Annotated in this window: 24 protein-coding genes; 2 read left to right on the forward strand and 22 right to left on the reverse strand. The window is 66.8% G+C overall.

Annotation, left to right across the window (positions count from 1 at the left end):
• Positions 1-52: 52 nt before the first annotated feature.
• From ACQI5H_RS06860 to fadD5, 7 genes are all read right to left on the reverse strand, one after another.
• On the reverse strand, positions 53-1669 hold the full coding sequence (locus ACQI5H_RS06860) for an MCE family protein (RefSeq protein WP_427078647.1): 1617 nt from the start codon (positions 1667-1669) through the stop codon (positions 53-55).
• A complete protein-coding gene (locus ACQI5H_RS06865; RefSeq protein ID WP_427078648.1) occupies positions 1666-3255 on the reverse strand; it encodes an MCE family protein in 1590 nt (529 codons plus the stop codon). The genes ACQI5H_RS06860 and ACQI5H_RS06865 overlap by 4 nt, the downstream gene beginning before the upstream one ends.
• The gene (locus ACQI5H_RS06870; RefSeq protein ID WP_427078649.1) at positions 3252-4292 is read right to left on the reverse strand and encodes a virulence factor Mce family protein; all 1041 of its coding nucleotides are present in this window, start codon (positions 4290-4292) and stop codon (positions 3252-3254) included. Before ACQI5H_RS06870 ends, ACQI5H_RS06865 begins: the two co-directional genes overlap by 4 nt.
• Positions 4289-5593, reverse strand: a complete 1305-nt coding sequence (locus tag ACQI5H_RS06875; protein WP_427078650.1) for an MCE family protein — start codon at positions 5591-5593, stop codon at positions 4289-4291. Before ACQI5H_RS06875 ends, ACQI5H_RS06870 begins: the two co-directional genes overlap by 4 nt.
• A gap of 5 nt (positions 5594-5598) precedes the next feature.
• Positions 5599-6468 (reverse strand): ABC transporter permease, encoded by an 870-nt coding sequence (locus tag ACQI5H_RS06880; protein WP_427078651.1) that lies wholly within the window; start codon positions 6466-6468, stop codon positions 5599-5601.
• Entirely contained in the window at positions 6465-7187 is a 723-nt protein-coding gene (locus ACQI5H_RS06885) for an MlaE family ABC transporter permease (RefSeq protein WP_427078857.1), read from the reverse strand. The genes ACQI5H_RS06880 and ACQI5H_RS06885 overlap by 4 nt, the downstream gene beginning before the upstream one ends.
• 306 nt (positions 7188-7493) lie before the next feature.
• Entirely contained in the window at positions 7494-9137 is a 1644-nt protein-coding gene (gene fadD5, locus ACQI5H_RS06890) for a fatty-acid--CoA ligase FadD5 (protein ID WP_427078652.1), read from the reverse strand.
• A 138-nt stretch (positions 9138-9275) separates the two neighbouring features.
• Here fadD5 and ACQI5H_RS06895 point away from each other — a divergent pair, with 138 nt between their 5' ends.
• Positions 9276-9968, forward strand: coding sequence for a GntR family transcriptional regulator (locus ACQI5H_RS06895; RefSeq protein ID WP_427078653.1), 693 nt, complete (start codon positions 9276-9278; stop codon positions 9966-9968).
• Positions 9969-9981: 13 nt separating this feature from the next.
• On the opposite strand, the gene ACQI5H_RS06900 is transcribed toward ACQI5H_RS06895, so the two are convergent.
• From ACQI5H_RS06900 to ACQI5H_RS06960, 13 genes are all read right to left on the reverse strand, one after another.
• Positions 9982-10422, reverse strand: coding sequence for an SRPBCC family protein (locus ACQI5H_RS06900; RefSeq protein ID WP_427078654.1), 441 nt, complete (start codon positions 10420-10422; stop codon positions 9982-9984).
• Positions 10423-10506: 84 nt separating this feature from the next.
• Entirely contained in the window at positions 10507-10992 is a 486-nt protein-coding gene (locus ACQI5H_RS06905) for an acyl-CoA thioesterase (RefSeq protein WP_427078655.1), read from the reverse strand.
• A gap of 9 nt (positions 10993-11001) precedes the next feature.
• On the reverse strand, positions 11002-12309 hold the full coding sequence (locus ACQI5H_RS06910) for a hydroxyacid-oxoacid transhydrogenase (RefSeq protein WP_427078656.1): 1308 nt from the start codon (positions 12307-12309) through the stop codon (positions 11002-11004).
• 20 nt (positions 12310-12329) lie between these two features.
• Positions 12330-13256, reverse strand: coding sequence for an alpha/beta hydrolase (locus ACQI5H_RS06915; protein ID WP_427078657.1), 927 nt, complete (start codon positions 13254-13256; stop codon positions 12330-12332).
• Complete coding sequence (locus tag ACQI5H_RS06920; protein ID WP_427078658.1) at positions 13253-14764, reverse strand: flavin-containing monooxygenase; 1512 nt, start codon at positions 14762-14764, stop codon at positions 13253-13255. Before ACQI5H_RS06920 ends, ACQI5H_RS06915 begins: the two co-directional genes overlap by 4 nt.
• The gene (locus ACQI5H_RS06925; RefSeq protein ID WP_427078659.1) at positions 14746-15474 is read right to left on the reverse strand and encodes an SDR family NAD(P)-dependent oxidoreductase; all 729 of its coding nucleotides are present in this window, start codon (positions 15472-15474) and stop codon (positions 14746-14748) included. The genes ACQI5H_RS06920 and ACQI5H_RS06925 overlap by 19 nt, the downstream gene beginning before the upstream one ends.
• 2 nt (positions 15475-15476) lie before the next feature.
• Complete coding sequence (locus ACQI5H_RS06930; protein ID WP_427078660.1) at positions 15477-15869, reverse strand: nuclear transport factor 2 family protein; 393 nt, start codon at positions 15867-15869, stop codon at positions 15477-15479.
• Positions 15866-16606 carry an HpcH/HpaI aldolase family protein gene (locus tag ACQI5H_RS06935; RefSeq protein ID WP_427078661.1) on the reverse strand — a complete coding sequence of 247 codons (741 nt, stop codon included), beginning with the start codon at positions 16604-16606 and terminating at the stop codon, positions 15866-15868. Before ACQI5H_RS06935 ends, ACQI5H_RS06930 begins: the two co-directional genes overlap by 4 nt.
• On the reverse strand, positions 16603-17580 hold the full coding sequence (locus ACQI5H_RS06940) for a zinc-binding dehydrogenase (protein WP_427078662.1): 978 nt from the start codon (positions 17578-17580) through the stop codon (positions 16603-16605). Before ACQI5H_RS06940 ends, ACQI5H_RS06935 begins: the two co-directional genes overlap by 4 nt.
• 1 nt (position 17581) lies before the next feature.
• On the reverse strand, positions 17582-18793 hold the full coding sequence (locus ACQI5H_RS06945) for a cytochrome P450 (RefSeq protein ID WP_427078858.1): 1212 nt from the start codon (positions 18791-18793) through the stop codon (positions 17582-17584).
• Between the two features lie 11 nt (positions 18794-18804).
• Positions 18805-19509 (reverse strand): NIPSNAP family protein, encoded by a 705-nt coding sequence (locus tag ACQI5H_RS06950; RefSeq protein ID WP_427078663.1) that lies wholly within the window; start codon positions 19507-19509, stop codon positions 18805-18807.
• Positions 19510-19533: 24 nt separating this feature from the next.
• Positions 19534-20106, reverse strand: a complete 573-nt coding sequence (locus tag ACQI5H_RS06955; RefSeq protein ID WP_427078664.1) for a hypothetical protein — start codon at positions 20104-20106, stop codon at positions 19534-19536.
• Positions 20107-20240: 134 nt separating this feature from the next.
• Entirely contained in the window at positions 20241-21410 is a 1170-nt protein-coding gene (locus tag ACQI5H_RS06960; protein ID WP_427078665.1) for a CaiB/BaiF CoA transferase family protein, read from the reverse strand.
• Positions 21411-21476: 66 nt separating this feature from the next.
• Here ACQI5H_RS06960 and ACQI5H_RS06965 point away from each other — a divergent pair, with 66 nt between their 5' ends.
• Entirely contained in the window at positions 21477-22163 is a 687-nt protein-coding gene (locus tag ACQI5H_RS06965; protein ID WP_427078666.1) for a DUF427 domain-containing protein, read from the forward strand.
• Here the strand turns inward: ACQI5H_RS06965 and ACQI5H_RS06970 are convergent.
• Together ACQI5H_RS06970 and ACQI5H_RS06975 are read right to left on the reverse strand one after the other, a co-directional pair.
• Positions 22147-23298 (reverse strand): acyl-CoA dehydrogenase family protein, encoded by a 1152-nt coding sequence (locus ACQI5H_RS06970; protein WP_427078667.1) that lies wholly within the window; start codon positions 23296-23298, stop codon positions 22147-22149. The genes ACQI5H_RS06965 and ACQI5H_RS06970 overlap by 17 nt on opposite strands.
• Positions 23299-24219, reverse strand: a complete 921-nt coding sequence (locus ACQI5H_RS06975; protein WP_427078668.1) for an LLM class F420-dependent oxidoreductase — start codon at positions 24217-24219, stop codon at positions 23299-23301.
• Between the last annotated feature and the right edge of the window lie 14 nt (positions 24220-24233).

The following is a 24233-nucleotide window of genomic DNA, read 5'->3' on the forward strand; positions in this document are numbered from 1 at the left end:
GGCGTCCAACGGTTCGGCCTTCCGTTCGCGCGAACCGCGCTCACGTCGCGCCTCACTGGCCACCTCCCGGGTTAGCAGGCACCGGCGGCCCGCCGGCGTTGGGCGCGGGCGCCGACACCGGCGCCGGGGTGGGGGCTACGGGACCCGGGGCCACATCGGCTCCCGGCGGCGGCGGTGGAATCGGCACCTGCGGCGGGTTCTGGCCGATGACCGGCAATATCGGGTTCTCGTCGTAGGAGTTCGGCGGTCCGGGCGGCGTCTGCAAGGTCGACTGGACGGGCTCGATGTTCGGCCCACCCATGAGCTCGGCCAACGATTCCGGCGTCATCAGGTCCGCGGTGATCGGCCCCACCTGCTGCCCCTGCATGCCCGGGGCGACAATCCAGCCGTGCTGCGTGTTGCGGTGCGAGGTCGGGGTGTCCGGCGACCAGATCCCGGGGACGGTGGTGTCCTTGTACCCCGGCGGCGGCTGCAGCCGCGGCTCGGAGTACGCGATCTCCTTGGGCAGCGTCTCGGCGGTACTGAACAGGTTCAAACCGAACGGCGGGTAGTTGAACTTGATCGCGTCGAGGATCGGCGCCAGGTACTGCGCACACAGCTCGGCGGACTCTTGATAACCGAGCCGGCTGCCGGCCTGAATGGAGCTGCAGATGAACTGCATCGGGTTGGCGAAGTTGGTGATCGCGGGAATCGCGACAACCGCGCCGTGTGACGGGTGGTAGATCTGGTTGATGTTCGCCGCGGCCGTCGGCGTGACGTGCAGGGCGGTCTCCAGCCCGTTCAGCGAATCCGGTTGCAGCACTGTGTTCGTCGCGGTGGCCAGGTTGTTGATGTCAGTGGTCAACACCTCGCGGTTCTTGTCGAGGAATGGCCGCACGGTGGAGAGCAGGCCGTCGAACTGCTGCAGCGCGTTGGACAGGTCGGTGTCGTTTTGCGCGAGCCGGCCGGTGACGTCCGCGAGGTTCTGGTTCAGCGCGACGAACTGCTGATCGTCTTGGTGCAGCGCGTTGACAAAGAGCGCAAGGCTGCGCACCACCGCGAAGAAGTCGCCACGACCCTCATTGAGCGCGGTCAACGCCCGCGACAGGTTGTTCAGCGTCGTATTGATCTGCTTGCTCTTGCCCGCCAGACCGTTGGCGAAGGACGTGATGACCTCACCGAACGGCCCCGTCGGCTGCTCTTTGGTCGGGCCGAGCTTGGAGATGATGTTGGTGATGCTGTTGCGCAACTGGTCCCACTCCACGGGGACCTGGGTGCGCTCCTCCGGGATCACCGCGTTGTCGCCGAGCACCGGGCCACCCTTGTAGACCGGCTCCAGCTGGATGGCCCGCGAGGCCACCAGGGTGGGGTTGAGGATCACCGCGGATGCGTTGGCGGGAACCTTGTACTTGTTCTGGTAATGGAAGGTCACCCGCATTTTGTCGCCGGTCGGCTCGATCTTGTCGATCGAGCCCACCGCCAGACCCATGATCTGGACCTTGTCGCCCGGGTACAGCGCGTTCGCCGCCGGGAAGTAGGCGACCACCGTGTTGTTGGTCAGCTTGTCGTATAGCCGCCAGCCGACATACCCCACGACGAGCGCCAGCACCACCACCAGCGACCCGATGATCACCGTCGTGCGCGACAGCTTGGGTAGCCGCAGGTTGCGGATGTCAAAGACGGTGCTCAATTCTGGGTACCTCCCGTGACCCCGCTACCTCCAGCTCCGCCCGGATTGATGAACGGCGCCGGCAGCTGGTTGCCCGGCCCGGGCGGTGCCGGCGGACCCGGAGGCAGGCCCGGCGCGAAGGTCGACGGTGGCGGCGTCGGCCCGGCCGGTGCCAGGTTCTCGGTGCGCGCGCCCGGTGGTGCCTGAGGCGGCAACGGCACCGGGGTTCCCGGAACGTTCGGCGGCGGGTCGCCCGGGCGACCGGCGATCGGCATGCCCGGTGTGGGTGGCAGACCGTCGGGATTCGGCGGCGACGTCTCGACGTCGACCGGCGCGGGGAAACCGACTCCACCGAACGGTCCGATGGCCGCACCCGCGCAGGGCAGCGGATTCCACGGCCGCGGCAGACCCTCGTCCCCGACGGTGATGTTGCCGCCGGGATTCGCCGGACTGTACGAGCACGGTGACCCGGGTCCGACGGCCGGTCCCGGATGATCCGGTGTGCCCTCCAGCACCGGCGGCGCGGGCGGCGGCGCACCGTTGGGGAACCGGGTGCCGTTGGGGTCCGGCCACCGGAAGGACGGCAACGCGGCGCCGCGCCAGAAGTTCTCCGGGTCGATCCCGCGCTTCTTGAACGCGGCATCAACCCACGGCTGAACGATCTGATACAGGGCCAGGTTGTGCAGGACCACCTTGAAGAATGGTCCCGACGCGATGGCCTCGTTCAGCGACGGCAGGAACATGCCCACCTCGGTGAGCCCCGCAGCAAGATCGTCTTTGCGCTCGACCAGGATCTGGCTGAGCGTACGCAACTGTTCGAGCACGTGGTTCAGGTTCGGGTTGTCGTTGATGAAGCCCTTGACCTGCTCCGAGAACGCGGCGACGTTCGCCAGCAACGCATTGATGGCCTGGCCGCGTTCGTTGAATGCGGCCAGCAGCGTCTTGGCGTTGACCAGTAGTCGGTCGACCTGCTCGCTGCGGTCACCGAGGACGCTGGCCACTTGATTGGCCTGGGCCAGCAGATGTTTGACCTCTTCGTCGCGTTTGCCGATCGTGTCGGAGAATTTGGCCACGCCCTCCAGCGCTGGGCTCAGGTGAGGGTAGGTCTGATCGATCGTCTGCGACAGCACGTGCAGTGACTCTTTGACGGTGTCGATGTTCCAGCCCTGGGCGGCCTTGGTGACGTCGAAGAACGCGTCGTAGATCTGGTACGGGGTGGTGCTTTGCCCCAGCGGCAGCGTGGCGCCGGGCCGCAATTGCTGGTTGCCGCGCGGCTCGATCTCCATCACCTTCCTACCCAGGATGGTGTCGGTGCGGATCGCCAGCCGGCTCTCGCTGCCGATCGTGTTGGTGCCGATCGAGAACTTCATCACGACGTGGTCGCCGTCGATCCGCAGGCCCTCGACCTTGCCGACGTCCATGCCGGCGATGCGCACCTTGTCGCCGACGGTGATTTGACCGGAGTCGGTGAACTGCCCGTAGTAAGCCGGCCTGGCCATCAGCATCGGGATATTCGTGAAGCTTTGACCCACGCCGATCGCGAGCACCGTCACCACGATGCCCATGAGCCCGATGCGTAGCCGATTCGGAGGTTCCAGCGATCTCATTGCGGCGTGCACCTACCTGTCGGCTGCTGGAAAAGCCGGACGGTGCGGATGGGCCCCCCGGCCTGTAGGCCGTTGATCTTCATCGTGATGTCGCAGGCGTAGAAGTTGACGAAGTCGCCGTAGGACCCGATGGCGCGCCCGATCATGTTCAACCCGGGCGGCACCTTCTTGAGGTAGTCCTGCAGTTGGTCCTGCTGGTCGATGAGCGGCTGCTGAACCGCGTCCAGATAGTTGAGCGTCTTATGCAGCAGCCCGCGGTCCTCGGCCAGCAGATCGGCCACCGTGCCGGCGGCATTGCTGATGTGCGCGGTTCCGCCCGCCAACTGGTCACCGTGGTTCTTCAGCCCGGTGATCAACACCTCGAGATTGTTGATGGTCTGGTCGAACTGCTGGCGATGCCGAACCGTGGTGTCCAGCACGATGTTCAAGTTCTTGATCACCTCGCCGATCGCCTGATCGCGCTCCCCGAGTTGATTGGTCAGTTGCGCGGTGTTGTCCAGGATGTCGTTGATGGTGCCGCCCTGACCCTGGAACACCGTGATGAGCGCCGACGCGATCGTGTTGACCTTCTCCGGCTCCAGCGCCCGGAACAGCGGCTTGAAACCACCGATCAGGGCGTCCAGATCCAGCGCCGGCGACGTGCGAGACACCGGAATGAATCCACCCGGCGGCAGGATCCGGTCGGAGCCCTCGCCCTCGCCGCGCTTGAGCTCCAGATAGCGGTCACCGATCAGGTTGAGGTAGCGAATTTGCGCGGTCGACGACTGATACAACGGGACCGAGCGGTCGACGTTGAATTTCACCCGCACCCGCTTGCCACCGTCGACCAGCTCGACCGAGTCGACCTTGCCGATCTCCACCCCGGAGGCGCGCACGAATTGGCCCTGCCGCAGCCCGCTGATGTTGATGAATTCCGCCGAGTACGCGCTGGTGCGGTCGAACCTCATCTGGCCGAACACCACGACGATCATCACGGTGAACAGCAGCAGCACCAACGAGAAGATGCTGAGTCGGACGATGGTACCGGTGATTTTCATGGGTTGATCGTGTTATCCCCTACCTGACGGCCCCACACGTACTCCATCGCATAGGGCGAACCGGTCTCGATGTGGTTGTACGGCGCGATGCTGTTGCCGGTGTCCATCACCAATTCGGGTGCGGGCCACAGATCGTGGGTGATGTGCTGCCAGCAGCCCGGCGCACCACCCGGCCCACCGCGCGCGTTCACCCGCGGCAGGTTTTCCGGCCAGGTGTAGGGGTTCGGCGCGCCGCCGACCAGGCCGGCCAGCCCGCCGAGCATCGAGGCGATCAAGACAACCCCCGACAGCGGGTTCAGGATTGCGCTCAGCCCCGACAGCGCCTCGGTCTCGGTGTTCAGCGAGTAGCCGTTGCCGCCCAGGTACGTCCGGAGTTTGGGTTCCTCGTCGTGGTAGTTGCGGATCGTGCAGAACAGCTCGGGGCTGTAGGTGTCCAGCAGCTCGGCGGTGGGCACCAAGTCTTGGGCGCCGCGCGCCAGATAGGGCCCACCACGCTGGAAGATATCGGCCCCGGTGTTACCGAACCCCGCCGCCGAGAGCAACGCCTGATCCAAATCCTTCTGCTGCGCATTGATCGAACGCGACGTCACCACCGCATGATTGAGGAAATCAATCAAATCCGGCGCGGCATTGGCATAGGTGTCCCCCAGACCGGCCAACTGCTGAATGTCATGACGGGCCTGAGGCATCTGCGGATTGACATCATCGAGGATCGCGTTGGCGTTGATGATCGACTGCCCAAACCGATCCCCCAACCCCGCCAACGACTGCGCCGCCGCACTCAACGTCAAATTCAGCTTGACCGGATCCACCTTCTCGGCCACCGAGGTGATGGTCTGAAACAACGTATTGATCTCGGTGGTCACCGAACGCGCATCAATCACCGCATGCGCGCGAATCCGCTGCGGCGACGGGTTGGCCGGGCTGGTCATCGACACATACTTCTGGCCGAACACCGTGGTCGCCACGATCTTGGCGTCCACATTGGCCGGAATCAACTTCAGATACCGCGGATAAATGTCCAACACGAACTTCGCCGCCGGCTTGCCATCGGCCTGCACTTCCGAAATGCTGGCCACCCGCCCGACCTGCACCCCGTTCAAGGTGACCTTCGCCCCGGGATCCATCACCAAACCCGCCCGCGACGACAACATCGTCACCGGAGTCTTCTCCGTGAACTCCCCCCGAAACTGCAAATACACCAACCACAACACCAACGCCGCGATCAACAAGACCGCCACACCGACCAACTTGTAAGGGCGCGTCGGCGGCTTGTTGACCTTCAATCGCGGAGTTGTCATGGCAGCTACACCGTGAAAGCGAAGTTCGGGTTGACGCCGTAGAGCGCCATTTCGGCCAACAGGACGATGACGTTCACCGAGACAAGCGAGAAGCGCATGGACCGCCCGACGGCCTCGCCGACCCCGACCGGTCCGCCGCTGGCGTTGTACCCGTAATAGCAATGGGTGAGCATCACAACCCCCGCCATGATGATGACCTCGCCGAACGACCAGAAGACGTCATTGGGGCGCAAGAACGTCCGGAAGTAGTGCTCATAAGTTCCGGTGGCCTGTCCGTACAGCACCGTGGTGACGACGGCCGGAGACAGGAAGGACATGATCAGCCCCAACGAGTACAGCGGGATGATGACCACCAGCCCGGCCAGCGCCCGGGTGGAGACCAGGTATGCCACCGAATCGATCCCCATGACCTCCAGCGCGTCGATCTCCTCGCTGATCCGCATGGCGCCCAGTTCCGCGGTGGCGCCGGCGCCGACGGTGGCCGCCAGCACAACGCCGGAGACGACGGGGGCAACAAGACGCACGTTGATGAGTGCGGCGACGAACCCGAGGAGGGCCTGGATACCGATCTGGCTCAGCGACGCGAAACCCTGAAGGGCGACCAGCGAGCCGGCGGACAGCGTCACGAAGGAGATGATCACCGCCGTGCCGCCGACGACGGCCATGGCGCCGGTGCCCATGCCGACCTGGGCGATCAGCCGCAAGATTTCCTTGCGGTAACGGGTCAGCGCCCACCCCATGCCGCGACCGCCGATTACCGCGAACCAGCCCAGCTTTCCGGCTTCGTCAAGGGATCCGGTCGTGAAGTTACCGACGCGGCTGAGGTTGGCGGCCAACCGCGGGAAGCGGGCGCGAACTACTCCGGTCGTCGTCATTTCACTGCGCTCGTTCCGAATTTGACACCGATGGTGGTCAGCACCACGTTGACCGCGTACAGCGCGACCACGGCCATCACGACCGTCTCGTTGACGGCGGTGCCCAAGCCCTTGGCGCCGCCGCGGACGGTGAGGCCCCGGTAGCAGCCGATCAGGCCCGCGATCATGCCGAATGTCGCCGCTTTGACCGTCGAGATGACCACTTCGGGCAGCCCGGTGATCAGGGTCAGCGTGGCGAGGTAGGCACCGCCGGACACATTCTGGAGGTAGACGCCGAAGAGGAAGCCTCCGACCAGTCCGACCATGCTCACCAGGCCGTTGAGCAACATCGCGACGGTCGCACAAGCCAGAACCCGGGGCACCACCAATCGGTGGATCGGGTCGATGCCGAGCACCTCCATCGCGTCGATCTCCTCGCGGATGGTGCGAGCACCGAGGTCGGCGCAGATTGCCGTGGCCGCCGCGCCGGCGACCACCAGCACGGTCACGATCGGGCCGATCTGGGTGACCACGGCAACGCCCGCGCCCGCCCCCGAGATATCGGCGGCGCCGACCTGGAGCAGCAGGATGTTGAACGTAAAGATGAAGAGCACCGTCACCGGCACCGAGACGGCCATGGTCGGCAGCAGCGCGACGCGCATGATGAACCAGCACTGCAAGACGAACTCGCGCCACTGGAATGGCCACCGGAATGTCGCCCTACCGGTCAGCACGCACATCCGGAAAAAGCCACCGACGAGCGTGAGGAAGGGGGCCACGCGGTCGCGGGCATAGTCGGTCAGCCGTGGCCCTGTGGCCGTCGTCGTCACCGCTGTCCCCTCCCGCAAGCACCGCGCGCCTCCCAGCGCCGCGGCGAATCGTGTCGCACGCCCTGTCCTCGCCCGGACCCTTCGTATGTGACCATCGGCTCCCTACTCGCAAGTAGTAACGGAGACCACAGGAATGTACCCGATGGCCGAGCACGTGTGAACCGACAACTGCACAATTAACCCTCCGTCAATTACGGGCAAACGTTTCGGTTTTCGTCAGCCCTCCTCCCCGGCGGTTGAACCGCTTGACGCAGAACGGCTTTCAGACGCCTCCGCAGTGCCGTAGCGCAGGCGTAGCTCAGTCTTGAGCACCTTCCCGGCGGGGTTGCGGGGCAGTGCATCGACGATCTCGAGCGCCTTCGGGTGCTTGTAGCGGGCGAGCCGCTCGGTCAGGAAGCCGGCTAGGTCGTCGAGTCGAAGCTGGTCGCCGGTGACGGCCGCGACCGCGATCGGCACCTCGCCCCACTTCTCGTGGGCTCGGCCGATGACCGCGACCTCGACGATGTCGGGATGGCTGGCGAGGACGTTTTCCACCTCCGCGCAGTAGATGTTCTCTCCGCCGGAGATGATCATGTCCTTCTTGCGATCCACCACCCAGACGTAACCCTCGTCGTCCATCCGCACCAGGTCCCCGGAGTGGAACCAGCCGCCCGCGAACGCCTCCTCGGTGGCCGCCGGGTTGTTCCAGTAGCCGCTCATCAACGTTGGTGCGCGGTAGACGATTTCGCCCACTTCGCCGACGGGGACGTCGTTCATGTTTTCGTCGACGACGCGGGCGGCGACGGTGGGGATCACCTTTCCGACCGATCCACGCTTACGGATCGCGTCGTCGCCCAGCAGCATGCAGGTGACCGGCGACATCTCGGTCTGGCCGAAAGCGGCCAATATCTGGGTGCCGGGGAACGTCGCCGACATCTCGCGCAGCAGCGCGTCGGGGGCCGGAGCGGCTCCCCACGACATCACCCGCAGCCGCAGATCACGCGGTCGCGCCTGCTGTTCGTTGCATACCGCCTGCCACTGTGCGGGCACCAGGAAGATGCCGGTGACCTTCTCCGCCGCCAGCACGTCGAGCAGCTGGCCCGGGTCGAACGCGCCGAGCGGGTAGATCACGGTGGGGATGCCGAGCAACAGCGACGTCAGCATGTTGCCGATTCCCGCGATGTGGAAGAACGGGACACCGACGAAGCCGACGTCGTTGTTGATGTCGGCGCCGTTGGTGTACAGGCCGGTCATCGTCTGGCCGGTCAGGTTGGTGTGGGTCAGCACGGCGCCCTTGGGGCGGCCGGTGGTGCCCGAGGTGTACATGATCAGGGCCGGCGAGTCGTTCGGGATGTCGACGGGTTCGTGCGGATCGCCGGTCTCGTCGATGAGGTCCTCGTAGCCGAAAACCCCGTCGTCGGTCGAGGCGGCCGCCACGACGATCGTGCTCAGCAGCGGCTGGATGTCGCGGACCCCGGTGGCCACCGGGGCGAGCACGGGTTCGGTGATCACGACGCGGGCTTCGCAGTCCTCGACCAGGAAGGCGATTTCGGCCGGGGTGAGCCGGAAGTTCAGCGGGACGGCGATGGCCCCGAGCATGTTGGCGGCCAGCACCGACTCGATGAATTCGGTGCGGTTGAGCATCAGGATCATGACCCGGTCGCCGAAGCCGACACCCCGCCGGCTCAATCCGTCGGCCAGCGCCGAGACCCGGTGCTGTAGTCCACCCCACGTCACGGTGTTGCCGAGGAAGCGCAGCGCCGTCGCGTTCGGCTGCATCATCGCGTGCCGCTCGAGCTGGTTCACCCAGTTCTGCCGCCGGGCCCGGTAAGGCTGCTCGGTGATTGCGGGCGTCGTGTGGCTGGCCAACTGTGCGGTCAACTACTACCTCCCCTTACACTCGCGCACCGCTTGCGCCAGGTTGATATTTGATAAAACATGGTGTTGTGTGGGTCACACTATGGCTTTAATGCCCCAAAGACAACCCCCGCCGAGCCCCTGAAAGCCCTGGCAGCCCCCGTGAACGCACCGATTTCCACGAAGCCGCGGAGCCGGCGGCCACTGCGCAGGGCGCAGTTGTCCGACGAAGTCGCGGGTCGTCTGCGCGCGGCGATCATGTCCGGGACATTGCGTCCGGGGACTTTCATACGCCTTGACGAGACCGCGGCCGAACTCGGGGTCAGCATCACCCCCGTGCGCGAGGCCCTGCTGAAACTGCGCGGCGAGGGCATGGTGCAACTGGAACCGCACCGCGGTCACTTCGTGTTGCCGCTGACCCGTCAGGACATTCAGGACATCTTCTGGCTGCAGGCGACGATCGCCAGGGAGCTGGCCGCCGCGGCCACCGACCACATCACCGACGGCGAGATCGACGAACTCGAGCGCATCAATCATGCCCTCGAGGCGGCGGTCGGCTCCGGCGACGCCGAGGCCATCGCGGGCATCGAGTTCGCGTTTCACCGCGTCTTCAATCAGGCCAGCGGTCGCATCAAATTGGCCTGGTTCCTGCTGAACGCCGCCCGTTACATGCCGGTGCTGGTGTACGCCGGCGACCCGGAGTGGGCTGTGGCCGCGGTCGACAACCACCGGAAATTGATCGCGGCGCTGCGCAAGCGCGACACCGCCGCCGTCATCGAGCACACCGTCTGGCAATTCACCGATGGGGCGCAGCGGCTGACCGAGATGCTGAAGCGGTCGGGGATCTTCGACTGAGCCCGCGGGCTTCCTAGTTCGCGGACAGCTGCTCGGCGCGCTGCTTGAGGTTGTCCGCGAGGTGGTCGAGCACGGTGTTGAGCATGGACTTCACCATCGGCGCGGGCACGGGCATCGAGGGTTCGACGTCGATATCCACCGTCAACAGGCTCGATGTGCCGACGTCGACCACGCTGAACAGTTGTTCCTGCTTGGCGAACAGGTCGCCCTGCTGCATGACGGTCTGGATCTGGTTCTCGCCGGGGTAGTACACGGCCTGGATATACGTGCCCGCAACGCCTTGAACCTCGGTGTCGAGCCGCAGCTGGCTGGGCCGCCCGTCGTCGTAGCGGGCGAGGATCCACAGCCCCTTGATCTCGTCGTTCCACTGCGGGTATGCCTCGAAATCCGCGACGATGGCCATGATCGAGGCGGCGTCGGCACCGACCTCGACGGTCTTGCTCAGGACTGGCATTGGCGAAGCATAGCCAAGCCACGAAACGCCCAGTGCTGGGCGCCATCTCGGGTGGCTTCTATTTATTGCTTCTATTTATTGCGGCTACGCGGGTGCCACGCAGGCCGTCGACAACAGTGCGTGGATGGCGTCGGGTATCGGGACCGGCTTGCGGCTCGTCCGGTCGACGTAGACGTGCACCCAGTGCCCTAGCGCGGTGATCGGTTGGGCCCTGCCGTCGTCTTCTTCCCCTGCCGACCCGAACAGACCGAGCCGGTAGGTGACGCTGCTGCGACCGAGGCGGGTCACCGCGAGGCCGACCACCAGGTTTTGCGGGAAATGCAGTTCGGAGAAGTAGCGGCAACCGGACTCGGCAACGATGCCCAGTTCGGGCATGGTGGTCGGGTCGAGCCCGGTGCTGGTGTTGATCCAGGCGTTGATCGCGGTGTCGAACAACTGGTAGTACACCGCGTTGTTCAAGTGGCCGAACATGTCGTTGTCGGCCCACCGGGTTCCCACCGGCCACAGGATGGGGAAGTCGCGGCTGGTCAACCCGTCCGGTGGAGGCGGAACCGTTGGAGCCGAAGTCATGCGTCTTGACTACCAGTAGCGCATGGCTTGCCGAAACAAGTCCGCCAGAACCGGCTTGCTCATGTCGCGCGGAGCGTTCTGCAGAAGGCGCTGCTGGGGATGGGCGCCTTCGGTGAGGGCCGCCACGTCGTCGTCGGTGTAGCCCACCCCGCCGAGCCCGTTGGGCATGCCCACGGCTCGCATGATGCGGATGAGTTCGTTGGCCAGCACCTCGCCCGCATCTTGCGCGCCGGCGCCGCGCGTCTCGGCGCCGAGCAGCCGCGCGCCCTCCAGGTGTCGCTGCGGGCTGACCTCCGCGGTGAAGCGGAACGACGACGGTGCGTTGAGGATGACGGCCATGCCGTGCGGCACGAGCGGCTCGTCGGCCGGGTAGCCCGAGGGCCGGAAGTCACGCACCAGCCCCGCAACGGCATAGGCCATGCCGTGCGGCGCGTGAACGCCCGCGTTGCCGAACGCGATGCCCGCAAGCGTTGCGGCCCACATCATCTGCTCGCGGGCCTCGCCGTCGGAGGCGTCGCTCACGGCGCGCTCCAAAAACTGCCCCAGCAGGCGCAACGCCTCACGGCAGCCGAGGTCGCTCCAGGGATTCGCGCCCTGGCTCATGGGCCGCAAGCTGGGCCGTTCGGGAGCGTGCCGCTGGACGTAGGGCCGCGCCGTGTAGGACTCCAGCGCGTGCGACAGCACATCGAGCCCCGCCGAGGCGACCACCTCGGGCGGCAGGCTCGCGGTGCAGTCGGGGTCGACGAGCGCCTCCGTGGGACGCAGCGCATGCGAGGCGATGCCCGTCTTCGCCTTCAGCGCCAGGAGATCGAAGATCGTAATGCCGGTTACCTCGCTGCCGGTGCCCGCGGTCGTGGGGCAAGCGATATGCGGCTTGAGCGGGCCGGGCACCGGCTTGCCCTCGCCGATCGGCTTGTTGACATAGGTCAGGAAGTCGGCGGGATGGGTGGCGTACAGATTGGCGGCCTTGCACGTGTCGATGACGGAGCCGCCGCCCAGCGATACGTAGCCGTCGGGGTCCGTCTCCCGGGCGAAACGCGCGGCGTCGAGGAAAGACGCGTCGGTGGGCTCGACATGGGCGTCGGTGTAGCTGACGACGTCCAGTCCGGCCGCGACGAGCGACTCGTGCGCCGTCGCGAAGATGGGCAGTTCGGCCACGCCGGCGTCGGAGAACAAGGCCACCCGCCGCACCCCGAGAGCTCGTGCCCTGTCGCCCAGCTCCGCCAGACAACCGCGTCCGAAAGTCACCCGCGACGCGTCGACGGTGAAGGCTGCGTCGCAGCCCTCGGCGATGATCGAGAAATCGCAGCACGCCATCGCTGCCATCCTAGGGGCGTTCAGATCTCCCAGGCCCGCCGCAACGCTTCGCCTTGCAACGCGAACAGCCGCTCGGACACGGACCAGTCGGGCAGCAGCGAATCGAATCCGTGGCAGGTGCGCGCGAACACGTGCAGCTCGGTGGAGACGCCGGCGCGCAGCAAGCGCAGCGCATAGTCCATCGCCTCGTCGCGGAAGGGATCGATCTCCGCGCACGTGATCAAAGTCGGTGGCAGGCCGTCGAATCGGTCTCGGCGCGCGGGCAAGGCATCCCCCGAGGCGGCTGCCGGGCCCAGGTAGTGGCGCCACATCAGCTCCGCCGCCTCGCCGTCGAAAGCGGGGCTGGTGCGAAACTGCGCCTTCGACGCGGTGGCCCGATCGTCCAGCACCGGCTGGTGCAGCAACTGGAACACGACCCGCGGTTCGCGCGCGGCGCCGTGCGCGAGGCAGGCGGCCAGGGCGGCACCCGCGCTGCTGCCGGCGACGGCCACGCGGGCCCCATCGATGCCGAGGTCGGCGGCGCCGGCGGCCACCCAGCGCAGCACGGCGATCGCGTCGTCGAGGGCGACCGGATAGGGATGCTCGGGGGCGAGCCGGTAGTCGACCGATACCACCGTGCACCGGCCGCGCCGCGCGAGCTCCACGCACTGGCGGTGATCGGTGTCCAGGTTTCCCAGCGCGAAGCCCCCGGCGTGGCAGTACACCACCGCCGGGGCCGGCGGCTTTGCGCCGCGATAGATCCGCACCGGCACACCGCCGCTCTCGGTCGCCACGGTGTCGTCGACGATCTGGACACCTTGCACCGCAACGCATTCCGCTGCGATGCGGCGCCGCTCGTTGAACGGTCCGCGCATAAGTTCGATGGCGGCCGGCGTGAAGTCCGTCCGCGTGGTGGCGACAGCGCGCAGCGCGGGATCGAGCCGATCGAAGCCGTCCAATTCGGTCATGTTGTTTCCAGCGCCCCCACCGAGTCCCCGTCCCTGGCGGAGCGGGCCTCGGCCCGGAAGCTGAAGTCGGCGGGCCGAAACCGGCGCGTCATTCCCCAGAAGCTGCGCGCGCTTCGCGGCCACTGCGTGACCACCCGGCCGTTCGGGGCTCGGAAGTAGTTGCTGCACTGGGTGGTCCAGACGGTGCCGACCATCCAGCGATCGATCTTGGCGACGAACTCCGCGAGCGCCGCGGGCCGCACCGCGATGTATGTCTTGCGTTTGCGCCGCAGGTATGTCAACGCCCGTACGATGTAGCGCGCTTGGGCTTCGAGCATGAAGATCACGCTGTTGGAGCCGACGTTGGTGTTGGGCCCGTACAGCATGAAGAAGTTGGGAAACCCGGGAACGGCCATGCCGAAGTACGCGTGCGCCCCGTCGCTCCAGGCCTCGCGCAGCGTCGTTCCGTGTTCTCCGGAGACGTCGAGCTCGCCCAGGTAGTCGGCCGCGGCGTAGCCGGTGGCGCACACCACCACGTCGACGTCGCGTTCGCTGCCGTCTTCGGTGACCAGCGAGCGCGCCCGCAGGTAGCGGGCCGGGCTGTTCACCACCTCGACGTTGGGCAGCGTCAATGCGGGTAGGTAGTCCGACGAGAACACCAGTCGCTTGCAGCCCATCGGGTGGTTGGGGGTCAGCTTGCGGCGCAATTCCTCGTCGGCGACGGTCTTTTCGAGCATGCCCAGGGCAAGCGCGGTGAACTCCTGGGTCTTTTCGCTGCCATGCTCTATCACCGAGATGTTGGATTCGCTGCGCAGCCACAGCCGGGTCCGGTACAGCTTCTTGGCGAACGGCACGTGGGCGAGAATCCAGCGCTCGCGGCGCGTGTAGAGCCGGTCCGGCTTGGGCAATATCCAGGTCGGCGATCGTTGCACCGAATACACCCGGTCGGCGACCTTGGCCAATTCCGGGACCAGTTGTGAGGCCGTCGAACCCGTTCCCAGCACCGCCACCCGCTTTCCTTCAAGTGGGATCGAGTGGTCCCATCGTGAGGAGTGCATCACCGTTCCGGTGAACGGCTCCTGTTCGACGAGATCCGGAAGCAGCGGCCGGGTGAACAATCCGACGGCGGAAACCACGACGTTGAAATGGTGTTGCGCCCCGTCGGCGGCGGTCAGGCACCACCGGTGTGTATCGCCATCCCAGCTGGCGGAACGGATTTCGGTGCGCAGTTTCAGATGGGGGCGAAGACCGTAATCGTCCGCGCAGCGTTCGAAGTAGGCCAGGATCTCGGGCTGCGGTGACCACAGCCGCGACCAGTGCGGGTTCAGGTCGAACGAGTAGGAATAGAGGTGCGACTTGACGTCGCATGCCAGCCCCGGATAGGTGTTGATCCGCCACGTTCCGCCGACGTCGTCTTCGCGGTCGAAGATGGTGAAGTCGTGAAAACCGGCCCGCTTCAACAGAATTCCCAGCGCCAGGCCACCGGGCCCGGCGCCGATGATGCCGATCTTCATCGGATCTGTAGGCATTGCCCACCGTCGACGACCAACTCCGAACCCGTGATGAACGACGCCTCCTCGGAGACCAGAAACGCGACGGCGTCGGCGATTTCGCGCGGCTGTCCGAGCCGTCCGAACATCGCGGTCTCGGCCAGCCGTGACTGGATGTCCGCGTCGAGCATTTCGGTGGCGATCGGTCCCGGGAAGACCGCGTTGACGCGAATGCCCGACGGCGCGAGTTCGGCGGCGGCGGTCTGGGTCAGGCCCCGCAATGCCCACTTGGACGCGCCGTAGGCGCTGTGGTGAGGGAACGGGCGCATCGCCCCGGTGCTGCAGATGTTGACGATCGCCGCGTGTTCGGCCTCCAGTAGCAGATCCAGGGTGGCGCTCATGCCGAGGAACGCACCCAGGCAGTTGACCCGCCACGCCTTTTCGAAATCGTCGGCAGTCTCGTCGGCCAACGCTGCCCGGTGCAGCACTCCGGCGTTGTTGACCAGCGCGCTCAGCGACCCGAACCCCTCGACGACGCGCTCGACGGCCGCGTCCCACTGCGCCTGCGACGTCACGTCGAGCTGGATCGCGATCACGTTGTCGTCGCCCAGCTCGTCGACCGCCGCGGCCAATTCGCCGGCCCGCACGTCGCAGGCCGCCACCGAATAGCCGTCCGCGCGTAGCCTTTTGGCGATGGCCCAGCCCTGCCCGCCGGCGGCGCCGGTCACCAGTGCGACGCGCTGATTCATGGTCACGGAACCTCGGGGCTGTCGGACAGGCCGTGGCTGGTCACGAATTGGCACCGCCGCCGCCGGAAGCACCACCGCCCGTCGACAAGCGCCAGTTCGTCGTCGTACAGCGCGGGCCGCAGGTGCAGGTCACCGGCGCGGACGAACAGCACCTGGGATCGGGCAGTCGCGGTATCGTCGCGGACGTCGATGCGCGAGGCCCCGGTCAGATGCAGGCCGCGCGGCGCATCCCGGAACATCTTCTCTATCTCGTCGAGCCCGGCGAAAGATCGCCCGTAGACAACAAATTCGGCATCGTCGCTGAACAGCCTTAGGCACGCCTCGATGTCGCCGGCGTCGAGAGCCAGCGCGTAGCCGGCAATCACTTCGCGAATCGCGGCTTGGTCGTCGGTCACTGTCCGGTCGCCTCACGGAGGTGCGCCGCCGCGCCGCGCCGCAGCGCCTGCGATTCGGCCGCCAGGGTGATCATCCGAAATCCCAGCTGTGCCATGGCGTGACCGGTCTTGCCCCCGCCGGCATGGATCCCGGTGAGCAGCCCGGCGTCGGTCGCCGCGCGATGAATTCGCTCGATCGCGTCCAGCACCTTCGGATGGCCGGTCGCCCCGACGACGTCGACACCCATCGAGATGGCCAGATCGGCGGGCCCGACATAGATTCCGGCCAGACCGTCGACGGCACAGATCTTATCCAGGACCGACAGAGCCCCGGCGGTTTCGATCATCGCGAACACGCTCACGCGGGATTCGTGCTCGGCCGGGTCGAGACCGAGGCTTGCGCGCAGCGGACCGAAGCTCCGCACGCCCGCCGGGGGGTAGCGGGAGGCGGCCACCGCCGCGGCGGCCTCGTCGGCCGACTCGATCATCGCGATGACGACGGCGTCGGCGCCGGCGTCCAGCACTCGCCCGATGGGTGCGGCGTCGGCATTCGGCAGTCGCACCACGGTAGCGATGGGGAGGTGTTCGATGCGCCTCAGTATCCCGGCGATGTCGGCGTCGTCGAGGTATCCGTGCTGGGCGTCGAAACCCAGGTAGTCGTAACCGGCGCGGGCGAATTCCTCGGGCCCGATCAGCGACGGGCCGGTGATCCAACCACCCCACAGCGGGGTTGGGTGGTCGGCGCCGAAGATGCTCATTGCGCGATCGCGATCTTGATGCGCTCGGGCACCGGCCGGCAGGCCAGTTCGAAAGCCGCCTGGACGTCTTGGACATCGTGCACGCCGAACGTGTGGGTGAGATACGAGCCCAGCAGCTCGGGATGGACCGCGGCGAATTTGCCGGCGAGCTCCAACATTCGCCGCCGGTCAAGCGTCACACCGGATTTCAGCGTCAGGTTGTTGCGCAGCATGAGTCGCATGCTAATCGGGTAGGCCTCGTCGTCGGCAACGCCGAAGTAGAAGACGGTGCCGCCGGGGCCGGCGGCTTGGATGGCGTGCCCGAGTGTCGCGACCTGGTGGCCGACGGCTTCGATGACGACGTCGGCCCGGTCCGCCGGCGCCAGCTGGCTCACCCAGCGGTCGCTGGTGGCGCGCACCCGGTCGTCGACGCCGAATGCCGTTGCGACGCCTTCGCGGTCGATCGGGTCGACCCCGGTGACGCGCCGGGCGCCGGTCGCCTTGGCGACATAGGAAAACAGCAGCCCGATCGAGCCCTGGCCGATGATCGCGACGTGCCGGCCGGACAGGTCGGGCAGTTGCTCGCAGGCATAGAGAACGCACGCCAGTGGTTGCAGACCGACCGCTTCCGCGGGGGTCAGCGCCGGGTCGTAGGGCGCCAGCCCGTTGCCGTCGGTGACGACGCGTTCCATCAGCCCGTCGAATCCGGATGCCCAGCCCACCACCAGATCGCCGGGGCGATGATCGGGATGCCTGCTGGCGATCACCTCGCCGGCGACCTCATGGATCGGGAATCCGTCCTTCTCCGCCGCGCTGGGCCCGTCGTCTCCGGGAAGCCGGCCCTGGGCGCCGCGGAAGGCCGGCAGGTCGCTGCCGCAGACGCCGGCGGCTAGGAACCGCAGCAGCACCTGGCCCTCGGCCAGCTGTTCGGGTGCCTTGTCGGGGATCGGCGCCCGCTCGAACACGTAGGGCGCGACGATCCGATAGGACCACACGTCAGACCTCCACGGGGATCTTGTTCCATCCCCATTGGAAGCTGGATGGCAGCCGGGTGGCGGCCTCGCTCTGGATTGCGTAGTCCGGCACCCGCCGCAGCCATTCGGTCAGCAGCACATCGATTTCCAGCCGGGCCAGGTGATAGCCGATGCAGAAGTGCTGACCGCGACCGAAGGCCAGCGAACGGCGGATGGGTCGGTTCCAGACGAACTCGTCGGGGTCTTCGTATTCGCGCTCGTCGCGGTTGGCCGACGCCAGCAGGGTGATGACGCGCTGGCCGGGCCGGATCGTCTGGTCGTGAATGCTGAAGGGCTTCCGCGCCGTTCGGGCGAACCACTGCGCCGGCGCGCAGAACCGGATCATCTCCTCGCGGGCGACCGGCACGTTGGCGTTCGCGTCGGCGCGCACCGCGGCCAATTGGTCGGGCCGCCGGCTGAGTTCCCACAGGCCGTGGGCGACGATCTTCGGCACGGTTTCGGTCCCACCGATGAAGATGCACAACATCTGCGTCGCGGCTTCGACGTCGGACAGGGCGCTGCCGTCGGGCAATCGGTAGCCGAGCAGGCCGTCAACGACGGGTAACGCGTCCCCGGACGGGTCGGCCCGGCGCCGCTGCACCGACGGTACGAGGTATTCCAGATAGTTCGGCCTGGCGTCGGCGACCTCGACCCCGACGCCGGGCTCGGCAAGGCTGCCGGCATTGACCGCGGCCAGCACCTGCGGCGCGAGATCGGTTGGTATACCCAGCAATTCGCACACGACCGAGGCCACCACGACGCCGCAGTAGTCCTGGGTCAGGTCGAACGAGCCCTGCGGCAGCAGCAGGTCGAGCCTTTCGTTGGCCAGCGCGCGGATCCGGTCGCCAAGCCCGGCGACCGCCCGGGGCCGCAGCGGCTGGGTATGGGCGCGGCGTATCTCGCCGTACAAGTCGGCGTCGAACACCGCGTGAAAGGGCAGCGGATGCAACGGCGGGTCACCGACCGGCCCTGCGTTGTGCTTGGCCAACACGGCGGCCGCGGGCAGCGTCCCTTCGGAGGCGACGAATGTCCCATCGTTGACTTCGAGGACCCGCCAGATGTCCTCGAAGCGGGACAGGGCGAAGGTATCCCACTGTGGCATGTAGTACACGGGATAGCGCTCGCGCAGGATTCGGTAGTACGGCAACGGGTTTGCCATCACCCACGCGTCGAATGGGTCGTAGGTGAAGTCCACTTGTGCGCCCGTCACTGCAGCGGCGAGGGCGGTAGGGCCTGCAGAATCGAATCTTCCCAGCCGTCGCGCAGCGCGGGCGCAACGCTCATCCAGGTGACGATCTCGGCCGGTGGGCTGTCCTTCCAGGACGGGTAGTGATTGGCGAAGCATTCCCAGCCGCCGTCGAGTGCCCAGTAGTGGATGACCTCGTTGTAGCGGAACGTCGTGGTGAACGAACCCAGCCAACGCTTTCCCGTGCGCTCCGACCATGGCACGTAGAGCCGCTCCAGCTCGCGGATGTAGTCGTCCTGGCGGCCCGGCTTGGTCTGCATGATCTCCTGAATCACCAGTGGCGCGGCGAAATTGGACTCTCTCAGCTGCGCCAGCGTTTTGTTGCTCGGTCCGGGATACATGATTCGCCCCTCCCCCGAGGCGCCGATGTCGGATAAAAACGCCGACCATTTTCCGGCCGCCGCCTCGTGGCTGCCGCCGCGTGCCTGCGCCGCCCCGATCCTGGCGTAGTCGGCGAAGGCGTCGATCTCCCACATGATCGTCACTTGCGGCCAGTGGCCGTTGTAAGGGGTGGATTCCCAGATCGCGAACAGCCGGGCGCCGAGTTCGGCCATCATCGGCTGGTAGGTGTCGGAGAAGACTTCGGTGAAGCGATCGCTGCGACCGGAGCCCAGCGAGATCGTCTCGTGTAGATAGAGCAGGGTGTGGCCGTAGTACTTCTTCATGGGCGAGTCATGGGTTAGTCGGCGCTAGTCGATCCGGATCAACTCTGAGTCGGCCCGCGAACACGTAGCGGTGTCACACAGCAGTGGCTCGGTGCGATCGACCGTGGCGCACGAAATCCCCGCGGCCGCAAGCGCGTAGCCCTTGAACGTCCGCGCCGCCGCGCTCAGTACGTGCTGCGCCCTCGTCGTCACGCGATTCACGCCCAGCGGCCAGCCGTCGCCCCACAGCGCGACTTCGGTCAAACCGTTGTCCAGCGACTTGAGCACGGTGTCGCGAACCCGCGCGTCGGCCGTGAATGCCTCGGCGCTGACGGCCAGGCCGTGGCTGGGCGAGCCCGTTCCCGCTAAGTGCGCGCCCAGTTCCGATGTCCGCACGCCGAGGATCCGCAGCGACCGGGAGTCGCAGCCCTCCGGCAGCAGCACGGTCACCTGCCATCCGGCCATCACCCGGTCGTAGAGCCAGCCCCCGGCCGATTGCACGACGTCGGCCGCGCTGGCCGCGACGACGTCCAGCCGATATCGCAGGCACTCACCGTCCGCCCGGGTTGTCCGCGCGGCACCGAGCCGGCTGCTCTCGCTGATGTAGGGAGTGACCATCAATCCGTTCCTCACCGCCGCACCGAAACTGTGCATCGGCGTTACCGCAACGCTCGTCCTGGGCTGTCGGCCGCCACGCGGCTCACCGGACAGCGTGACACTTCGGCGCAACTTTGTAAAGGTGCGACCGGCGGTCACACGCCGCGGCGGGCCTTGAGTTCGGCCAGAATTTCGTCGGTGTGCTGGCCGAGTTCCGGTGCCGCAGAACGCGGTGACCATGGCGTGCCATGGAAATCGGCCGGTGTCGCCACCATCGGCACGCTGGATTCTTTGTCCGGTACGTCGACGATGCCGCCGGCGGCATGGAACTGCTCGTCGGCGACGACGTCCTCGATGCTGTTGACCGGCGACCAGAAGAAATCGGGTTCTCCCGCGAAGATGTCCGCCCATTCGTCAAGCGGTTTGGTCGCGAAGATCTCGTCCAACTCGGCAATGAGCGCCGCCCCGTTGACGGCGCGGGCGCGGGCGTCGGCGAATCGGGGATCGTCGAGCCAGTCGGGGCGGCCGACGGCGCGACACAGCGGCGGCCAGTGCCGGTCGCCCTCGAGGCCGACGATCCAGAACCGGCGGCCATCGCCGGCGGTGTAGTTGTTCATGCACGGGTTGCCCATGGTTTCGCGTTGCCCGATGGCGATCGGCTGGCCGGTCAGCAGATAGGTGTTGATATCGAAGCTGACGGTGTAGGCGCCCTGGCGGTACAGCGAGGTGCTCACCAGCTGGCCGGTCCCGGTGCGTTCGCGGGACAGCAGCGCCGCGCAAATGGCCGCGGCCAGCGTCATGCCGGCCGAGTGGTCACCCATGCCGCCGCGCTGAAACGGCGGGGTGTCACCGGGCCGGGTGAGCAGGTGCGCCACGCCGGCGCGCGACCAAAACGCGGCGACGTCGTAGGCGGCGCGGTCGGCGTCGGGCCCGTCTTCGCCGTATCCGGTGATCAGGCCGTAAACAAGGCGGGGGTGTTGGGCTGACACCGACTCGAAGTCGAGGCCCAGCTTTCGCAACGCACCGGGGCGCACGTTGGTGACGAAAACGTCTGCGTCCGCGAGCAATTCGAATGCGATGCCGTGGCCCTCTTCGGTGGTGAGGTCTAGGACGATGCTGCGCTTGGAGCGGTTGTCCATTTCAAACGGCGGGTTGACCCCGAGGTCGCAGCCCAGCATCCGGCCGAACATGCGCCCGGGGTCGCCACGCGGGGGCTCGATCTTGATCACGTCGGCGCCCCAGTCGGCCAGGATGCCGCCGGCGGCCGGCCCGGCCACCCAGACCCCGAGTTCGACGACTTTGATGCCCGCTACCGGTCCTGCCATGGCTGCACACTAACGTTTGGGCGTCTCGGGGATCTTGACCCGAGCGCAGTAGGCGACAATGAATCCATGAGTCTGGTAGCCGGACGTGGTCCGCTCAGCGGCGATCCGGCCGGGCGGTTCTCGCCCGCGCTGCCCTCGGAGGTCGTCTTCGTCGAGCCGCACCCGCGGCGTGTCCAGGCCTTCAAAGACGGGCGCGCGGTGATCGACACCGAGCGGGCGCTGCTGGTGCACCGGCAGGGTAGTCCGCTCAGCTATGCGTTTCCGGCCGACGAGGTCGGCGACCTGCCCACCGAACCCGAGCCGGAGGCGGCGGGCTTCGTCCACGTGCCCTGGGACGCCGTCGACACCTGGCTGGAAGAGGGCCGCGAACTCGTCCACTACCCGCCGAATCCCTACCATCGGGTCGACTGCCGCCCGACGCGGCGCCGCCTGCGCGTCTCGGTCGCCGACACCGTGTTGGTGGACACCGACGACACGGTGATCCTGTTCGAGACGGCGCTCGAACCGCGCCTCTACGTCGATCCCTCGCACGTGCGCACCGATCTGCTGCGGCGCTCGGAGACGTCGAGCTATTGCAACTACAAGGGATTCGCGACGTATTGGTCCGCCGTCTCGGGCGACCAGGTCGTCGAGGACGTCGCCTGGAGCTACGCGGACCCGCCCCCGGAAAGCCTTCCCATCAAAGGGTTCCTGAGTTTCGACGCCGCCCGCGCCGACGTCGTCGCCGTGCTGCCACTCACCCCGGGTAGCTAGGCCGTCCCAGCTTGAGCTCGTGCTGGGCGATCATGTTGCGGAAGACCTCGAGGGTGCCACCGTAGATCCCGAGCGGCAGCGCGAGCCGGTAAAGGTGTTCCGCCGCGCCCTCGCCGATGCAACCGTGGGCATCGGCGGGCAACGCCGACGCCGTCCCCTCGATGTCCATCACATCGGCGGAGATGTCGCGCATCGTCTGGGCGACCGCGACGCGCCCGAACATGCCGGGCGTCGACAGCGCCGCCTCCACCCGCGCGACGCTGCGCCCAAGCCGGTACTTCACCGACTCGTCGGCCGCGGGCCCGACGATGCCCGCGACGGTGTCGACCACTTCGGCCATCACGTCGCCGTGAGCTCCCATCGCCGCAAGGTATTGCAGGCCATGCTCGTCGCGATCGACGAGGCCGTGCTCGGAATCCAGCGCGGCGCGCATCACCGTCCAGCCGCCGTTGACCTCACCGATCCGGTAGAGATCGTCGACGCGTACGTCGCTGTAGTAGACGATGTTGGTGCGATCGCCGTCCAGGGTGCGGATGCCCTGAATCTCGATGCCCGGTGAATCGAGCGGCACCAGAAACATGGTCAGATTTTTGTGTTTCGGCCCTTGCGGGTCGGTATTCGTGAGCAGAAAGACGTATCTGGCGTTCTGCGCGTTCGACGTAAACATCTTGGAACCGTTGATGATCCAGGTATCGTCGTCGCGCACCGCGCGGGTTTTGCAGGTGGCGACATCGGAGCCGCCCTCGGGCTCCGTGTAGCCCAGACAGAGGCGAATCTCGCCCGACAGCACACCGGGTACGACTTTGCCCGCGAGTTCGGGCGCGCCGAATTGCTGCACGAGCCGCGCGACGACGGAGGTGGTGCCCCAGTGATACCAGGGCGTGTGCGCCCGGGCGATCTCCAGGTGAAAGATGCGCCGGCGAACCGCGCTGAATCCGCCCTCGGACTCGAGCTTCCAATCCGAGGCCAGATAGCCGGCTTCGCCCAGCACCAAATGCACTTGCTCGTCGAAGTTTTCGCCGAACTCCCGCTGGCGGCGGAGCACGTCGTCGGTGACGTGCTTGGTGATGAAGGCCCGGGTCTCCTCGAGAAAGGCTTGATCCTCGGCGCTGAGTTCGACGTGTGAGAAGTCCATTTACATCGCGTCGATCACCCGAGCGCGGAACCGGTCGAGGGTTTCCAGCGCGTGCGCCATGCTGTCGCCGGGCAGCCCGACGCTCACCCACGTAACTCCCAGGGCGGCAAGCTTTTCCAGGCCGTCGAGGTAAGCGTCGGCGTTGAATTCGTCGGCGGCGGGGCTGCCGCCCTCGAAGTTGGTGAAGGTGACGTCGATCGTCGACCAATCCCTGCTCGCCTCGTCGCAGCGGCGCCGCAGATCCTCGATCGCGGTGCTGAGGCGCTGCACCGAATCGATGACGGCGGTGCCGGCCGTCTGCGCCAACTGTGGCGGGGCCGGGAACGGACACCAGCCATCGCCGTAGCGCGCCACGCGCTGGCGGGACGCCGCCGTGTTCCCGCCGATCCAGATCGGCGGATGCGGGCTGGTGACCGGCCGGGGGTGCGCGGTGATGCCGCGCGCGCTGAAATGCTTTCCCTCGAACGACATGTCGTCGCTGGTCCAAATCGCCCGGATCACCTGCAGTGCTTCCTCGAACAGCTCCGCGCGTTCGTCGTAGCTCACACCCAACGCCGCGAACTCCCGTTTGAGGTAGCCGACGCCGACCGCGAGCGTGAACCGGCCGCCGGAGAGCAGATCCAGCGTGGCGCCGGACTTGGCCACCACAAAGGGGTTTCGATACGGCAGCACCACGATGTTGGGGATCAGCCGCAGCGTGGTCGTCGTCGCCGCCGCGAAACCCAGTGCGACGAAAGGATCCAGGGCGTCGTGTCCGCCGGCTTCCAGCCACCGCTGCGACGGCGCCGGGTGGTCGGTGAACCCGAAGCCGTGAATGCCCGCCGCCTCGGTGGCCGCCGCCACCTTCCCGATTCCGTCGCCGCTCAAGAACTCCGGGTTGTACGGATGGCTGTGCATCGGGTGCGTGATGGTGAACTGCATCGCAAAGCCCAGCC

The sequence above is a fragment of the Mycobacterium heidelbergense genome, from assembly GCF_050205645.1.
Classification (GTDB): domain Bacteria; phylum Actinomycetota; class Actinomycetes; order Mycobacteriales; family Mycobacteriaceae; genus Mycobacterium; species Mycobacterium heidelbergense_A.

What these genes read in the sequence shown, in the direction of transcription:
- ACQI5H_RS06915 (WP_427078657.1), bottom strand. Translation starts at nt 13,256, where the DNA reads ATGACCGAATTGGACGGCTTCGATCGGCTCGATCCCGCGCTGCGCGCT.
- ACQI5H_RS06975 (WP_427078668.1), bottom strand. Translation starts at nt 24,219, where the DNA reads ATGCAGTTCACCATCACGCACCCGATGCACAGCCATCCGTACAACCCG.
- ACQI5H_RS06870 (WP_427078649.1), bottom strand. Translation starts at nt 4,292, where the DNA reads ATGAAAATCACCGGTACCATCGTCCGACTCAGCATCTTCTCGTTGGTG.
- ACQI5H_RS06920 (WP_427078658.1), bottom strand. Translation starts at nt 14,764, where the DNA reads ATGCCTACAGATCCGATGAAGATCGGCATCATCGGCGCCGGGCCCGGT.
- ACQI5H_RS06955 (WP_427078664.1), bottom strand. Translation starts at nt 20,106, where the DNA reads ATGGTCACTCCCTACATCAGCGAGAGCAGCCGGCTCGGTGCCGCGCGG.
- ACQI5H_RS06965 (WP_427078666.1), top strand. Translation starts at nt 21,477, where the DNA reads ATGAGTCTGGTAGCCGGACGTGGTCCGCTCAGCGGCGATCCGGCCGGG.
- ACQI5H_RS06935 (WP_427078661.1), bottom strand. Translation starts at nt 16,606, where the DNA reads ATGAGCATCTTCGGCGCCGACCACCCAACCCCGCTGTGGGGTGGTTGG.
- ACQI5H_RS06900 (WP_427078654.1), bottom strand. Translation starts at nt 10,422, where the DNA reads ATGCCAGTCCTGAGCAAGACCGTCGAGGTCGGTGCCGACGCCGCCTCG.
- ACQI5H_RS06875 (WP_427078650.1), bottom strand. Translation starts at nt 5,593, where the DNA reads ATGACAACTCCGCGATTGAAGGTCAACAAGCCGCCGACGCGCCCTTAC.
- ACQI5H_RS06910 (WP_427078656.1), bottom strand. Translation starts at nt 12,309, where the DNA reads ATGGCGTGCTGCGATTTCTCGATCATCGCCGAGGGCTGCGACGCAGCC.
- ACQI5H_RS06960 (WP_427078665.1), bottom strand. Translation starts at nt 21,410, where the DNA reads ATGGCAGGACCGGTAGCGGGCATCAAAGTCGTCGAACTCGGGGTCTGG.
- ACQI5H_RS06970 (WP_427078667.1), bottom strand. Translation starts at nt 23,298, where the DNA reads ATGGACTTCTCACACGTCGAACTCAGCGCCGAGGATCAAGCCTTTCTC.
- ACQI5H_RS06925 (WP_427078659.1), bottom strand. Translation starts at nt 15,474, where the DNA reads ATGAATCAGCGCGTCGCACTGGTGACCGGCGCCGCCGGCGGGCAGGGC.
- ACQI5H_RS06865 (WP_427078648.1), bottom strand. Translation starts at nt 3,255, where the DNA reads ATGAGATCGCTGGAACCTCCGAATCGGCTACGCATCGGGCTCATGGGC.
- ACQI5H_RS06950 (WP_427078663.1), bottom strand. Translation starts at nt 19,509, where the DNA reads ATGAAGAAGTACTACGGCCACACCCTGCTCTATCTACACGAGACGATC.
- ACQI5H_RS06905 (WP_427078655.1), bottom strand. Translation starts at nt 10,992, where the DNA reads ATGACTTCGGCTCCAACGGTTCCGCCTCCACCGGACGGGTTGACCAGC.
- ACQI5H_RS06880 (WP_427078651.1), bottom strand. Translation starts at nt 6,468, where the DNA reads ATGACGACGACCGGAGTAGTTCGCGCCCGCTTCCCGCGGTTGGCCGCC.
- ACQI5H_RS06885 (WP_427078857.1), bottom strand. Translation starts at nt 7,187, where the DNA reads ATGTGCGTGCTGACCGGTAGGGCGACATTCCGGTGGCCATTCCAGTGG.